Origin of the sequence: Halomonas sp. PGE1 (assembly GCF_013000985.1) — a bacterium.
GTDB lineage: Bacteria > Pseudomonadota > Gammaproteobacteria > Pseudomonadales > Halomonadaceae > Halomonas > Halomonas alkalicola.
This window is the reverse complement of sequence record NZ_CP053032.1, coordinates 3,818,322-3,830,931: the sequence shown is the minus strand read 5'-3', so window position 1 is coordinate 3,830,931 and position 12,610 is coordinate 3,818,322. Positions and strand designations below refer to the sequence as shown.

The following is a 12,610-nucleotide window of genomic DNA, read 5'->3' as shown; positions in this document are numbered from 1 at the left end:
AAGAATCTCCAAGGAGACATCAAGTGGCAAACAGCAAGCAAGCTCGCAAGCGCGCCCGTCAGGCCGAAGGCCGTCGTGTACTGAAAGCCGGTCAGCGCTCCATGGTGCGCACCTACATCAAGCGCGTCATCAAGGCGATCAACGGCGGCGACCACGCCGTGGCCATGGCCGAGTTCCAGCAGGCGCAGCGTGTCATCGACCGCATCGCCGACAAGGATGTGCTCTCCAAGAAGCGTGCCGCGCGTCTGAAGAGCCGCCTGAACGCTCGCGTCAAGGCGCTGGCTGCCTGAGCAGACCGGATGCCATCGGAGTGACTCGCCCCTGAGGGCGGGCCTCCAGCAGAAAGATCGGCTGCGGCCGGTTTTTTTGTGGATATCGTACGGAGAGCGGTTAGCGGCTGCAGCTGCTGGCTCTGAGGGGCGCCGGGGGCAAGCCGAAGAGGAGGTCCGTGGACCAGGGATGGTCTAGGTAGCCCCCAGGGAGGGGTTCATGGCGCCTCCGGAGGGCCGGCCCCGCTCGCAGGCTTGTCGACGGGACAGCCCCGAGTAGCCTTTTCTGCCTGGTTGGTTGAGGACGCAGACGTGACGGATCGCGAGCAGACGCCCCCCACCCCGGTGGGCGAGAACGACAAGGTGGTGGCCCCCAAGGCCGGCGGGCTGATGCGCTCGGGCCTGGTGGTCAGCGTGATGACCATGCTCTCCCGGGTCATGGGCCTGGTGCGCGACGTGGTGGTGGCCACCCTGTTCGGCGCCGGCAGCGGCGCCGACGCCTTCTTCGTCGCCTTCAAGATCCCCAACTTCATGCGCCGGCTGTTCGCCGAGGGGGCCTTCAACCAGGCCTTCGTGCCGGTGCTCTCGGAGTACGCCACCCGCGGCAGCAAGCGCGAAGTGAAGGAACTGCTCGATGCCGTCTCCGGCAGCCTCACCGTGGTGCTGGCGCTGCTCACCGCGCTGTTCATGGTCGCCGCCCCCTGGCTGGTGTGGGTCTTCGCCCCGGGCTTCGGCCGCGACCCCGCCAAGCTCGCGCTCACCGCCGACATGCTGCGGCTCACCTTTCCCTACCTGCTGCTGATCTCGCTGACGGCCTTTGCCGGCAGCGTGCTCAACACCTGGAACCGCTTCGCCATCCCGGCCTTCACCCCGGTGCTGCTCAACCTCTCGCTGATCGGCGCGGCCCTGCTGCTCACCCCGCTGATGACCGAGCCGGCCATGGCGCTGGCCTGGGGGGTGCTGATCGCCGGCGTCGCCCAGCTCGCCTTCCAGGTGCCCTTCCTGGTGCGCCTGGGGCTGATGCCCAGGCCCTGGCCGAGCTTCGTGCACCCCGGGGTGAAGCAGATCATGGTGCTGATGGCGCCGGCGCTGTTCGGCGTCTCGGTCTCGCAGATCAACCTGCTGCTCGACACTATCCTCGCCTCGCTGCTGGCGCCGGGCAGCGTCTCCTGGCTCTACTACTCCGACCGCCTGGTGGAGCTGCCGCTGGGGGTCTTCGGCATCGCCATCGGCACCGTGATCCTGCCGGCGCTCTCCAAGCGCCACGCCGCGCAGTCCGGCCAGCACTTCAGCGAGATGCTCGACTGGGCGATCCGCGCCGTGCTGCTGCTGGGGCTGCCGGCGGCCCTGGCGCTGGCGATACTGGCCGAGCCGCTGTTGATCTCGCTGTTCCACTACGGCGCCATGACCGAGCACGACATCACCATGGCGGCGATGAGCCTGCGCGCCTATGCCTTCGGCCTGGTGGCCTTCATGCTGATCAAGGTGCTGGCACCGGGCTTCTTCGCCCGCCAGAACACCAGCACGCCGGTGAAGGTCGGCATCATCGCCATGGTCGCCAACATGGTCTTCAACCTGATCCTGATCTGGCCGCTGGCCCACGCCGGCCTGGCGCTGGCCACGGCGCTCTCGGCGTTCCTGAATGCCGGCCTGCTGGGCTGGCTGCTCCACAAGGAGCGGGTGCTGGTGTTCCAGCCCGGCTGGGGGCGCTACGCGGTGCAGCTGCTGGGTGGCTGTGCGGTGATGGGGCTCGGCCTGTGGCTGATCTCGCCCGACTGGCAGGCGTGGCTGGGCTGGAGCGTCTGGACCCGGGTGGCCTGGCTGGCGGCGTTGGTGGTGGCCGGCGCCGGCGTCTACTTCGCCTGGCTCGCCGTCACCGGCGTGCGCCTGCGGCACTTCAAGATGAAGAGCTGAGTACCTCCGTGGCCCCCACGTGGCGAGGGGCGCTGGGGACAGGCTAAAGAGGAGGTCCTACGCCAGGGATGGCGTCGGTAGCAATGGGATGGAGTCCTCCCCACCCTATATCGGCGTCATTGCGCCACACTGGTGGGCAGGAACACCAACCAGCCTGAGGGTGAGGAGAACTCGTCATGAACATTACCCGTGTCGGCGTCGATATCGCAAAGTCTGTTTTTCATGTCCACGGCGTCGATCGCCATGATCAGGTGCAGTGGCAAGGTAAGTACACCCGCGAAAAATGGCTGGATGAGGTCAGCAAGCGGGTGCCGGCGGGAGCCGAAATCGGCATGGAAGCCTGTGCCTCGTCTCACTACTGGGCGCGGGCCTTGCAGGAGCGAGGCTATCGCGTCAAGTTGATCGCCGCACAGTTCGTGACGCCCTACGTGAAGAGCAACAAGAATGACCGGGTCGACGCCGAAGCGATCTGTGAAGCCATGGGGCGGCCCAGCATGCGCTTCGTGGCCGTCAAGAGCGTCGCTCAGCAGGATACCCAGGCGGCACACCGCATTCGTGAAGAGCTGGTACGGCAGCGCACGGCCAAGGCCAATCAGATACGTGGGCTGGTGGGGGAGTATGGCCTGGTCGCTCCGGTGGGTATCGGTCAGTTGCGTGCCGCCCTGCCTCGCTGGCTGGAAGAGGCAGACAACGGGCTGACGGATGCCTTTCGTGTCCTGCTTGCCGGCCTTGCCGAGGATCTGCGACACCTGGATGAGCGCATCGCGACGGTCACGGCGAGCCTCGAGCGACAGGCCAAGGCAGACCCCGTGGCCAAGCGGCTGATGACGCTGCAGGGTATCGGTCCACTGACCGCCACCGCGCTGGCCGGCGCCCTCGGCGATGGCAAGAGCTTTCGGCGCGGGCGAGATTTTGCCGCCTCGCTCGGCTTGACGCCTCGACAACACAGCACCGGGGGGCGAGACCGCCTGCTGGGCATCAGCAAACGCGGCGACAGTTACCTGCGCAAGCTACTGGTGCATGGTGCGCGATCGGTGCTCCGGCATGTGGGTACCAAGGACGACGGCCTGAGCCAGTGGGTCAGGCACCTGGCCGAGCACAAACATGCCAATGTGGCGGTCGTCGCACTGGCCAACAAGACGGCACGTATCGCCTGGGCGGTAACCCGCCATGAGAGCGCCTATGATGCGTCGCTGGCGTCCCGGCTTTCGGCATGAAAAACCATTGGATTTAGCACGTTAATATAATATTGAGCACCGTCCACCACGATTGCTGAGCATGCTGCAGGATGGCGAACAGGTCGAACCGACGTCAGACAACCCCTTCTGGACGCTGAGCCTTTTGAGCTCGAGGTAGCGATTGGGAGCTGACGTGCGGATAGCCCATCAAGGTCCGATGTTCATGAGAGCATCATTACTGAGACCGGATATACGTGTGCAGTCGTACCTACCGACCATCGTGCCTCGTGCTTGCAAACGGGGAGGACTCCATATACGTACAGGGAAGTATTTACAGCGCCTCCTCGAAAGCCTGTCGCCAGGTTAGCCCCAATCAACATGGCCTTGCCGTCGCCCGGCTCGGCTGTCAAGGGGCCGGCGGTCCGGTATAATCGCCCACTTTATAACCTTCTTCGCCACCCACCCTTCGCCATTCACCCAGCCAGCGGGGCTCGAGCAACGCCATGCAAGTGATCCGAGGACTGCACAACCTGCGCGACGAGCACCGCGGCTGCGTGGCCACCATCGGCAACTTCGATGGCGTCCACCGCGGCCACCAGGCGATTCTCGACCAGTGTCGCGAGCAGGCCGCCAAGCTGCAGCTGCCGGTGACCGTGGTGGTCTTCGAGCCCCAGCCCCGGGAGTTCTTCGCCGGTGACCAGGCGCCGCCGCGCCTCACCCTGCTGCGCGACAAGGTGCGCCTGCTGGGCGAGGCGGGGGTGGAGCGGGTGCTCTGCCTGCCCTTCAACGATGCCCTGCGCGGCCTCACCGCCGAGGCGTTCATCGAGAAGGTGCTGATCGATGGCCTCGGCGTGCGCCACCTGGTGGTGGGCGACGACTTCCGCTTCGGCTGCGACCGCCGCGGCGACTTCCACCTGCTCACCGAGGTGGGCGAGCGGCACGGCTTCAGCGTCGAGCACACCCGCACCTTCACGGTCGACGACGACCGGGTCTCCAGCACGCGCATCCGCACCCTGCTGGCCAGCGGCAACTTCGAGGCGGCGGCACGGCTGCTGGGGCGGCCCTATCGACTGGGCGGGCGCGTGGTGGCGGACCAGAAGCTCGGCCGCACCATCGGCGTGCCCACCGCCAACCTGCCCCAGCCGGTGCGCTCCCTGGCCCTGCAGGGCGTCTATGCGGTGGTCAGCGAGCTGCCCGACGGCCGCCGCCTGCCCGGCGTGGCCAATATCGGCTGGCGCCCCACGGTGGGCAGCACCCGGCCGGTGCTGGAGGTGCACCTGTTCGACTTCGAAGGCGACCTCTACGGCCAGCGCCTGCGCGTCTTCCCCTGCGCCAAGCTGCGCGGCGAGGTGAGGTTCGAGCACTTCGACGCCCTCAAGCAGCAGATCACCGCCGACCAGCGCCGCGCCCGCGCCTACTTTGCCGAGCACACTTTACAGCACCCCGAAGCCGGTGCTCAGGGCCCCGGCCTGAACAACGACGATTCTCTTCCTCTGGCATCGGCGCCGCTGGCGCGCGAGGCCGTGACTTCCGATTCCTCGGCGGGGACCCCCGCCGACCACGACGACGGCTGACCCCCAGGATATGAGCGACTACAAGCACACTCTGAACCTGCCAGAAACCGATTTCCCGATGCGCGGCATGCTGCCCAAGCGCGAGCCGGAGCGCCTGGCCGAGTGGCAGGAGAAGAACCTCTACCACCGCCTGCGTGAGGAGCGCCAGGGCAAGCCGCTGTTCGTGCTGCACGATGGCCCTCCCTACGCCAACGGCAGCATCCACATCGGTCACGCCGTCAACAAGATCCTCAAGGACATCATCGTCAAGTCGAAGAACCTGGCCGGCTTCGATGCCCCCTACGTGCCCGGCTGGGACTGCCACGGCCTGCCCATCGAGCACAAGGTCGAGACCACCCACGGCAAGCACCTGGCCGCCGAGCGCGCCCGCGAGCTGTGCCGCGAGTACGCCGGCGAGCAGATCCAGGGCCAGCTGGCCGACTTCGTGCGCCTGGGCGTGATGGGCGACTGGGAGAACCCCTACCGCTCCATGGACTTCGCCAACGAGGCCGGCGAGATCCGCGCCCTGGCCGACATGGTCGAGGCGGGCTACGTCTTCAAGGGCCTGAAGCCCGTCAACTGGTGCTTCGACTGCGGCTCCGCCCTGGCCGAGGCCGAGGTGGAGTACGCCGACAAGAAGTCGGACGCCATCGACGTGGCCTTCCCGGTGGAGGACGCCGACCGCCTGGCCGCCGCCTTCGGCCTGGCGGCGCTGCCCAAGCCCGCCGCCATCGTCATCTGGACCACCACTCCCTGGACCATCCCCGCCAACCAGGCGCTCAACGTCCACCCCGAGTTCACCTACGCCCTGGTGGATACCGGCGAGCGGCTGCTGGTGCTGGTGGAGGAGCTGGTCGAGTCGTGCCTGGCGCGCTTCGGCCTCACCGGCGAGGTGATCGCCACCGCCCGCGGCGAGGCCTTCGACGGCATCCGCTTCCGGCACCCCTTCTATGATCGCCTGTCGCCGGTCTATCTGGCCGACTACGTCGAGGCCGAGGTGGGCAGCACCGGCATCGTCCACTCCGCCCCCGCCTACGGCATGGATGACTTCGTCACCTGCCGCGAGCACGGCATGGCCTTCGAGGAGATCCTGAGCCCGGTGCAGGGCAACGGCGTCTACGCCGACGACCTGCCCTACTTCGGCGGCCAGATGATCTGGAAGGCCAACCCGCAGATCGTCGAGAAGCTGCGCGAGGTCGGCGCGCTGATGCACCACGAGCCGATCACCCACAGCTACATGCACTGCTGGCGCCACAAGACCCCGGTGATCTACCGCGCCACCGCCCAGTGGTTCGTGGGCATGGATGTGAAGGGCAGTCACGGCAAGACCCTGCGCGAGCGGGCGCTTGAGGGCATCGAGGCCACCCAGTTCACCCCGGCCTGGGGCCAGGCGCGCCTGCACAGCATGATCGCCAACCGCCCGGACTGGTGCATCTCGCGCCAGCGCAACTGGGGCGTGCCGATTCCGTTCTTCCTGCACCGGGCCACCGGCGAGCTGCACCCGCGCACCGTCGAGCTGATGGAGGAGGCCGCCAAGCGCGTCGAGAAGGAGGGCATCGACGCCTGGTTCCGCCTCGACCCGGCGGAGCTGCTGGGCGAGGAGGCCGGCGATTACGAGAAGGTTACCGACACCCTGGACGTCTGGTTCGACTCCGGCACCACCCACCGCCACGTGCTGCGCGGCTCGCACCCCCACGGCCACGAGGCCGGCCCCCGCGCCGACCTCTACCTGGAGGGCTCCGACCAGCACCGCGGCTGGTTCCACTCCTCGCTGCTGACCGGCTGCGCCATCGATGGCCACCCGCCCTACCGCGGGCTGCTGACCCACGGCTTCACCGTGGACGCCCAGGGCCGCAAGATGTCCAAGTCCATGGGCAACGTGGTGGCGCCCCAGGAGGTGATGGACAAGCTCGGCGCCGACATCCTGCGCCTGTGGGTCGCCTCCACCGACTATGGCAACGAGATGGCGGTCTCCGACGAGATCTTGAAGCGCACCGCCGACGTCTACCGCCGCATCCGCAACACCGCGCGCTTCCTGCTGGCCAACCTCAACGGCTTCGAGCCGAGCCGCGACGCCGTGGCCTTCGGCGAGATGCTGGCTCTGGACCAGTGGGTGGTGGACCGCGCCGCCCAGCTGCAGGCGCGCATCGAGAAGGCCTACGCCGACTACCGCTTCCTGGACGTCTATCAGCAGGTGCACGGCTTCTGCGCCCGGGAGCTGGGCGGCTTCTACCTGGACGTGATCAAGGATCGCCAGTACACCACCCAGACCGACTCCCTGGCGCGGCGCAGCGCCCAGACCGCCCTCTACCACGTGGTGGAGGCGCTCTCCCGCTGGGTCGCCCCGATCCTCAGCTTCACCGCCGAGGAGATCCACGAGCATATCCCTGGCGAGCGCGGCGACAGCGTGCTGCTGGAGACCTACTACCAGGGCCTCGCCACCCTCGAGGGCGACGCCGCCATGGGCCGCGACTTCTGGGAGCAGGTGCTGGAGGTGAAGCAGGCGGTCAACAAGTGCCTGGAGGACGCCCGCAACGCCAAGACCATCAAGGGCAGCCTGGCCGCCGAGGTCACCCTCTACGTGGACGACGCCTTGCATGCGACGCTTGCCAAGCTGGGCGAGGAGCTGCGCTTCGTGATGCTGACCAGCGACGTGACCCTGAAGCCGCTGGCCGAGAGTGAGCAGGCCGAGGGCGCCGAGGCCACCGAGCTTGCCGGCCTGAAGGTGGCGGTGGCTGCCAGTGCCCATAAAAAGTGCGAGCGCTGCTGGCACCACCGTGAGGACGTGGGCAGCCACGCAGGCCACGACGACCTGTGCGGCCGCTGCGTGAGCAACCTGCCCGAGGGCCCCGGCGAGACGCGCCTGTATGCCTGATACCAAGCACACCGGCGGCGGCCCTTCCAGTCAGCCAGAGGTGCCGCCCATGCAGCGCCCGCTTCGCTGGCTGTGGCTGGCCGTGGCGATCATCGTGCTGGACCTCGCCACCAAGTACGCCGCCAGCGCCTGGCTGGAGTACGCTCGGCCGGTGGAGGTGCTGCCGTTCTTCAACCTGACGCTGCTGCACAACTATGGCGCCGCCTTCAGCTTCCTGGCCGATCACCCCGGCTGGCAGCGCTGGTTCTTCGCCGCCATCGCGGTGGGCGCCAGCGTCGGCCTGACCATCTGGCTGACCCGGCTGAAGCGCGACGAGACGCTGCTGGCGTGCTCGCTTGCAGCCATCATCGGCGGGGCGCTGGGCAACCTCTACGACCGCCTGGTGCACGGCTACGTGGTGGACTTCCTCTCCTTCCACGTCGCCGGCTGGTACTACCCGGCCTTCAACGTCGCGGACATCGGCATCACCCTGGGGGCCATCGGCCTGATCTGGGAGTCGGTGTTCGGCGAGAAGCGCCGCGCCCGGCAACGCAATTCCTGATAGAGAGAGCGCAATGAGCGACTACCGCATCGACGAGGGCATGGAAGTGACCCTGCACTTCACCCTCAAGCTGGAAGACGGCACCGTGGTGGACTCCACCCGCGACAAGGCCGCCGCCACCTTCCAGGTGGGCGACGGCAACCTGCCGCCCGGCTTCGAGCACCCCATGAAGGGCATGGCCGCCGGCGAGAGCGCAAGCTTCGAGATCACCCCGGAGCACGCCTTCGGCCAGCACAACCCCCAGAACATCCAGCGCCTGAAGCGCGACGACTTCGGCGACGAGGCGCTGGAGGTAGGCACCGTGATGTCCTTCTCCGACCCCGCCGGCGGCGAGCTGCCCGGGGTGATCAGTGCCATCGACGGCGACATGATCGACGTGGACTTCAACCACCCGCTGGCAGGGCGTACCCTGACCTTCGAGGTGGAAGTGATCGACGTGAAGCCCGCGACGACGCACTGATCGACGATGCCCAGCGCCACCGGTGCCCCTCTGGTGGGCAGGTAGTGTCACGAAGACTTCAGTCTACTGGTGGGAGCTGGGCTCCGCCCGGCGAATGGCGCCGAAGGCGCCCCGGCGGCGACCACCAAGCGAATCAACCAGCAGATGCCCCCGACGCATCAAGGCAGAGACCCATGCAAGCTAACTCCGTGCAGATCAGGCTGGCCAACCCGCGCGGCTTCTGCGCCGGCGTTGATCGCGCCATCGAGATCGTCAACCGGGCACTGGATGTCTTCGGGGCGCCCATCTACGTGCGCCACGAGGTGGTCCACAACCGCTTCGTGGTGGACACCCTGCGTGCGCGCGGCGCCATCTTCGTCGAGGAGCTCCACGAGGTGCCCGACGACGTCATCGTGATCTTCTCCGCCCACGGCGTCTCCCGCGCCGTGCAGGAGGAGGCCGAGCGCCGCGGCCTCAAGGTGTTCGACGCCACCTGCCCGCTGGTCACCAAGGTTCACCTGGAGGTGCTGCGCTACGCCCGCCGCGGCCAGGAGTGCGTGCTGATCGGGCACGAGGGCCACCCCGAGGTGGAGGGCACTATGGGGCGCTACGACACCTCCCATGGCGGCGCCATCTACCTGGTGGAGGACGACACGGACGTGGCCAGGCTCGAGGTGAAGGACCCGAGCCGGCTCGCCTTCGTCACCCAGACGACGCTTTCCATGGACGACACCGCCAAGGTGATCGACGCCCTGCGCGCCAAGTTCCCCCAGATCGAGGGGCCGCGCAAGGATGACATCTGCTACGCCACCCAGAACCGCCAGGATGCCGTGCGCGAGCTCGCCGCTGGTGCGGACCTGGTGCTGGTGGTGGGCAGCCCCAACAGCTCCAACTCCAACCGCCTGCGCGAGCTCTCCGAGCGGGTCGGCACCCCCGCCCACCTGATCGACAACGCCGAGCAGATCGACCCCGCCTGGCTGGAAGGGGTGAGCGTGGTGGGCGTCACCGCCGGCGCCAGCGCCCCCGAGGTGCTGGTGCAGGGCGTGATCGCCCGCCTGCAGGCGCTCGGTGCCGCCGCCCCCGAGGAGCTCGACGGCCGCGCCGAGACCATCACCTTCTCCATGCCCCGCGAGCTGCGCGAGCGGGTGATCGTCAGCGAGTAGTTCCAATTGTGAGAGGTACGCCGCTATGAAAATGCGACTCACGGATAAGGACGGAGAGGTTCGCGAGCTCACCGACGCCGATGTGAAGCGTATGCGCCCGATGTCGGAGGTCCTTCCCGCAAACCTGCAGTGCACCATCGGCCAGCGTGGCAAGCAGCGCTCGCCGACGAAGGTAAAGACGTCGATCCGTTTATCACCTGAAGTGATTGAACATTTCAAGGCAGAGGGGGAAGGTTGGCAGCGACGCATTGACCAAGCTCTGAAGCAGTACATCAGAGAACATCGCCACGGGTGATCGACAACGTCGAGTCGAGCAGATCGCCGCCGCCCCCGAGGAGCTCGACGGCCGCGCCGAGACCATCACCTTCTCCATGCCCCGCGAGCTGCGCGAGCGGGTGATCGTCAGCGAGTAGCGCGGCAAGGCAGTGCCCCAACGAGAACGCCGCCGTCATCTCCATGCCGGCGGCGTTGTTGTTGGTGGTTGAGCCTGTATTGAACCTCCAGCAGCTGGACTACTGGTGGGAGCCCGGGTTCCCCGGGCGAACACCGCGCAGCGGTGAGGCGCCGCAGGCGCCCGGCAATCACGCCACACGCCTGCCTCCTCGCTGATCAAGGGCTACACTGTAAGCCATCGCTTACCATCCGGGCATTTTTGACCCGGTACCCTATCGAAAACCGTGGTCCTGATACATACTGAAACCAAACGTAACGAACGCAGGAGACGCGCGGCGTGACCCAACCGAGCACCCGACGCAGGCCCCAAGGCCCCACAGGCAGCACCCGGCGCACCGCCGGCTTTACGCTCATCGAACTGATGATTGCGGTAGCTATTATTGGCATTCTGGCGTCGATCGCGATACCCAGCTATCAGCGTTACGTAGAGCGCTCTAATTTAGCCGAAGCAAAATCGGCTCTGATGGAGGCGGTTGGGCAAATGGAGCGTCACTTCACATCAAATTACAAGTACGAAGTTATCACGCTCAGTGCTGATCTGTCAGACCGTAATCCATATACATTGGGGAGCCCTCAGGTGTTTTCTGACGGCGCTGCTTTTTTGATCTCCGCCACAGGCACCGGTCGGGTGCCAAATGGCTGCGGCACGATCTGGGTGGACAGCTTGGGCCAGCGTGGCTCCGGAACAGTACCAGAGTCAGCAGGTTCAATCTCGTCGCCAGACTCAGGGGGATGCTGGTGAATCGGGATAACGGGTTTACCTTGATTGAGCTGCTGGTGACGCTGGCGGTACTGGTCATACTCGTCACCATCGCAGTGCCCGGCTTTCAGCGCATGATGGCCGTCAATCGGGTGGTGGCTGATTACAATGAGGTGCTTTCGGGACTCAACTTTGCCAGAAGCGAAGCGGTCAAGCGGCGAGCGCCGGTGCAGTTCGTGGCATCTAACAATGGCTCTTGGGAGTACGTTGTCTCGATTGTGGGTGGCGATGACCTGAGGGTGAGAAGTGGTCGGAATAATCGGACCTCAATAAGTGAGGGGACCGTCGTATTCAACGCCCTGGGTCGTCGGGAAAGCTGTACGGCGCCTGGCGACTGCGTTTTATCCATTACTTCCACCTTCTCGGGCATTGATGACAGGGACGCGCAGATCAGCATCATGGGGCGTGTCGGCAAGGCACCTGCTACACCGTCTGACGAGGTGGGAGAGTGAAGAGACAGCGAAACGCGGGGAGTCAGTCGGGCTTTACCCTGATCGAGGCGCTCGTCGCCCTGCTGGTGCTCTCGATCGGACTGCTGGGCGTAGCCGCCATGCAGCTAAAGGCGTTGCAGGGTGCCCATGCCGCCTATCAGCGCTCCATCGCTTCTCTGGCGGCACAGGATGCGCAGGAACGGTTGTGGGCCAGGATGGCGGAAGTCGGGGGTAGAGTATGTCCGTCCTGGTCCGACGCTAAAGATTTTGGCGGCGAGGAAAGCTGGCATGATACCTGGGAAGGGTACCTCCCGGGGCTCGTGCTAGCAGCAGTGACACCGCCGGGATCACCGAATGAAGAGTGTGAGTTCGATATATCGGTTCAGTGGTCGGACAGTAGATTTGGTGAAGAGGTCGACCCCGTATTCCAGTATACGGTGCGTTTGCCGGGAGTTCAACCATGAAGCGAAATAGTGGTTTCTCCCTTGTCGAGTTGATGGTGGCCATGGTGATCGGCTTGATCATTATTCTTGGTGCCGGGCAGCTATTTTTGACCGTTTTTCAGACCAGCCGCCAGGTAGAAACGCTAAGCGAAAAGCAGGCGGCGGTAAATTTTGCCGTTGAGACCCTGCTCAGGGATATTCGTCGTGCAGATCCAAGTGATATGGACTGGAACGGCGAAAGGCTAAGGATGGAAGTTGTCAACAGAGGAGATACAGCTAGCTGTGATTTCGGTGACCCAATTCGTAAATCTTACAGGCTGAGTGAAGATGAGGAAGAGGGGGGGCAGGGCTTTTCTCTTATGCTAGCAGTGACTTGCAACCTTGCAGAAGAGCCAAGCGGTTTTGAAGAGCTGGTTGCAGGGCTGTCTGGTTTTTGGGTGGATGATGATAAAGAAGATAAAGGTGTATGGATCATATATCTTGATCTTATTCCAACGGATCGCAACAGCGTGAATGATGATCAGTTGATATTCCATGCTGTTAATCGAACTGCTGCGGTAACCCAGTGACGTAGTATTTCTACGAAGCCAT

14 protein-coding genes are annotated in these 12,610 nt (G+C 65.4%); 13 read left to right on the top strand and 1 reads right to left on the bottom strand.

Going from position 1 to position 12,610, the window contains the following annotated elements; all coding sequences use genetic code 11:
- The first annotated feature begins 23 nt into the window (after positions 1-23).
- The 9 genes from rpsT to HIR79_RS17855 all read left to right on the top strand — a co-directional run bounded on the left by rpsT (position 24) and on the right by HIR79_RS17855 (position 10,227).
- Positions 24-290, top strand: a complete 267-nt coding sequence (gene rpsT, locus HIR79_RS17895; RefSeq protein ID WP_119022583.1) for a 30S ribosomal protein S20 — start codon at positions 24-26, stop codon at positions 288-290.
- Positions 291-659: 369 nt separating this feature from the next.
- The gene (gene murJ, locus HIR79_RS17890; RefSeq protein ID WP_169959652.1) at positions 660-2,183 is read left to right on the top strand and encodes a murein biosynthesis integral membrane protein MurJ; all 1,524 of its coding nucleotides are present in this window, start codon (positions 660-662) and stop codon (positions 2,181-2,183) included.
- A gap of 176 nt (positions 2,184-2,359) precedes the next feature.
- Complete coding sequence (locus HIR79_RS17885) at positions 2,360-3,400, top strand: IS110 family RNA-guided transposase (protein ID WP_169957516.1); 1,041 nt, start codon at positions 2,360-2,362, stop codon at positions 3,398-3,400.
- 464 nt (positions 3,401-3,864) lie between these two features.
- A complete protein-coding gene (ribF, locus tag HIR79_RS17880) occupies positions 3,865-4,935 on the top strand; it encodes a bifunctional riboflavin kinase/FAD synthetase (protein WP_169959380.1) in 1,071 nt (356 codons plus the stop codon).
- A gap of 10 nt (positions 4,936-4,945) precedes the next feature.
- Positions 4,946-7,789 carry an isoleucine--tRNA ligase gene (gene ileS / locus HIR79_RS17875; RefSeq protein WP_169959379.1) on the top strand — a complete coding sequence of 948 codons (2,844 nt, stop codon included), beginning with the start codon at positions 4,946-4,948 and terminating at the stop codon, positions 7,787-7,789.
- Between the two features lie 49 nt (positions 7,790-7,838).
- The gene (gene lspA, locus HIR79_RS17870; RefSeq protein WP_249322203.1) at positions 7,839-8,330 is read left to right on the top strand and encodes a signal peptidase II; all 492 of its coding nucleotides are present in this window, start codon (positions 7,839-7,841) and stop codon (positions 8,328-8,330) included.
- A gap of 13 nt (positions 8,331-8,343) precedes the next feature.
- Complete coding sequence (gene fkpB, locus HIR79_RS17865) at positions 8,344-8,790, top strand: FKBP-type peptidyl-prolyl cis-trans isomerase (protein WP_169959377.1); 447 nt, start codon at positions 8,344-8,346, stop codon at positions 8,788-8,790.
- A 173-nt stretch (positions 8,791-8,963) separates the two neighbouring features.
- Entirely contained in the window at positions 8,964-9,932 is a 969-nt protein-coding gene (gene ispH / locus HIR79_RS17860; RefSeq protein ID WP_169959376.1) for a 4-hydroxy-3-methylbut-2-enyl diphosphate reductase, read from the top strand.
- 25 nt (positions 9,933-9,957) lie between these two features.
- Positions 9,958-10,227, top strand: coding sequence for a BrnA antitoxin family protein (locus HIR79_RS17855; protein WP_169959375.1), 270 nt, complete (start codon positions 9,958-9,960; stop codon positions 10,225-10,227).
- On the opposite strand, the gene HIR79_RS17850 is transcribed toward HIR79_RS17855, so the two are convergent.
- Positions 10,205-10,390 carry a hypothetical protein gene (locus HIR79_RS17850; protein ID WP_169959374.1) on the bottom strand — a complete coding sequence of 62 codons (186 nt, stop codon included), beginning with the start codon at positions 10,388-10,390 and terminating at the stop codon, positions 10,205-10,207. The two genes, HIR79_RS17855 and HIR79_RS17850, sit on opposite strands and share 23 nt — an antisense overlap.
- A 272-nt stretch (positions 10,391-10,662) precedes the next feature.
- Here HIR79_RS17850 and HIR79_RS18730 point away from each other — a divergent pair, with 272 nt between their 5' ends.
- Genes HIR79_RS18730 through HIR79_RS17830 form a run of 4 tightly spaced genes read left to right on the top strand, consistent with a single transcriptional unit; the run spans position 10,663 to position 12,588 of the window.
- The gene (locus tag HIR79_RS18730) at positions 10,663-11,127 is read left to right on the top strand and encodes a type IV pilin protein (RefSeq protein ID WP_283241844.1); all 465 of its coding nucleotides are present in this window, start codon (positions 10,663-10,665) and stop codon (positions 11,125-11,127) included.
- The gene (locus tag HIR79_RS17840) at positions 11,118-11,597 is read left to right on the top strand and encodes a GspH/FimT family pseudopilin (RefSeq protein WP_349304988.1); all 480 of its coding nucleotides are present in this window, start codon (positions 11,118-11,120) and stop codon (positions 11,595-11,597) included. Before HIR79_RS18730 ends, HIR79_RS17840 begins: the two co-directional genes overlap by 10 nt.
- Complete coding sequence (pilV, locus tag HIR79_RS17835) at positions 11,594-12,040, top strand: type IV pilus modification protein PilV (RefSeq protein WP_169959372.1); 447 nt, start codon at positions 11,594-11,596, stop codon at positions 12,038-12,040. Before HIR79_RS17840 ends, pilV begins: the two co-directional genes overlap by 4 nt.
- Positions 12,037-12,588, top strand: coding sequence for a PilW family protein (locus HIR79_RS17830; RefSeq protein ID WP_169959371.1), 552 nt, complete (start codon positions 12,037-12,039; stop codon positions 12,586-12,588). The genes pilV and HIR79_RS17830 overlap by 4 nt, the downstream gene beginning before the upstream one ends.
- Positions 12,589-12,610 lie beyond the last annotated feature (22 nt).

Bases quoted from the DNA above. Each gene is read 5' to 3' on its own strand.
- ispH (WP_169959376.1), top strand. From the start codon at position 8,964: ATGCAAGCTAACTCCGTGCAGATCAGGCTGGCCAACCCGCGCGGCTTC.
- ileS (WP_169959379.1), top strand. From the start codon at position 4,946: ATGAGCGACTACAAGCACACTCTGAACCTGCCAGAAACCGATTTCCCG.
- HIR79_RS17830 (WP_169959371.1), top strand. From the start codon at position 12,037: ATGAAGCGAAATAGTGGTTTCTCCCTTGTCGAGTTGATGGTGGCCATG.
- HIR79_RS17885 (WP_169957516.1), top strand. From the start codon at position 2,360: ATGAACATTACCCGTGTCGGCGTCGATATCGCAAAGTCTGTTTTTCAT.
- lspA (WP_249322203.1), top strand. From the start codon at position 7,839: ATGCAGCGCCCGCTTCGCTGGCTGTGGCTGGCCGTGGCGATCATCGTG.
- ribF (WP_169959380.1), top strand. From the start codon at position 3,865: ATGCAAGTGATCCGAGGACTGCACAACCTGCGCGACGAGCACCGCGGC.
- fkpB (WP_169959377.1), top strand. From the start codon at position 8,344: ATGAGCGACTACCGCATCGACGAGGGCATGGAAGTGACCCTGCACTTC.
- HIR79_RS17855 (WP_169959375.1), top strand. From the start codon at position 9,958: ATGAAAATGCGACTCACGGATAAGGACGGAGAGGTTCGCGAGCTCACC.
- murJ (WP_169959652.1), top strand. From the start codon at position 660: ATGCGCTCGGGCCTGGTGGTCAGCGTGATGACCATGCTCTCCCGGGTC.
- HIR79_RS17840 (WP_349304988.1), top strand. From the start codon at position 11,118: ATGCTGGTGAATCGGGATAACGGGTTTACCTTGATTGAGCTGCTGGTG.
- HIR79_RS17850 (WP_169959374.1), bottom strand. From the start codon at position 10,390: ATGGAGATGACGGCGGCGTTCTCGTTGGGGCACTGCCTTGCCGCGCTA.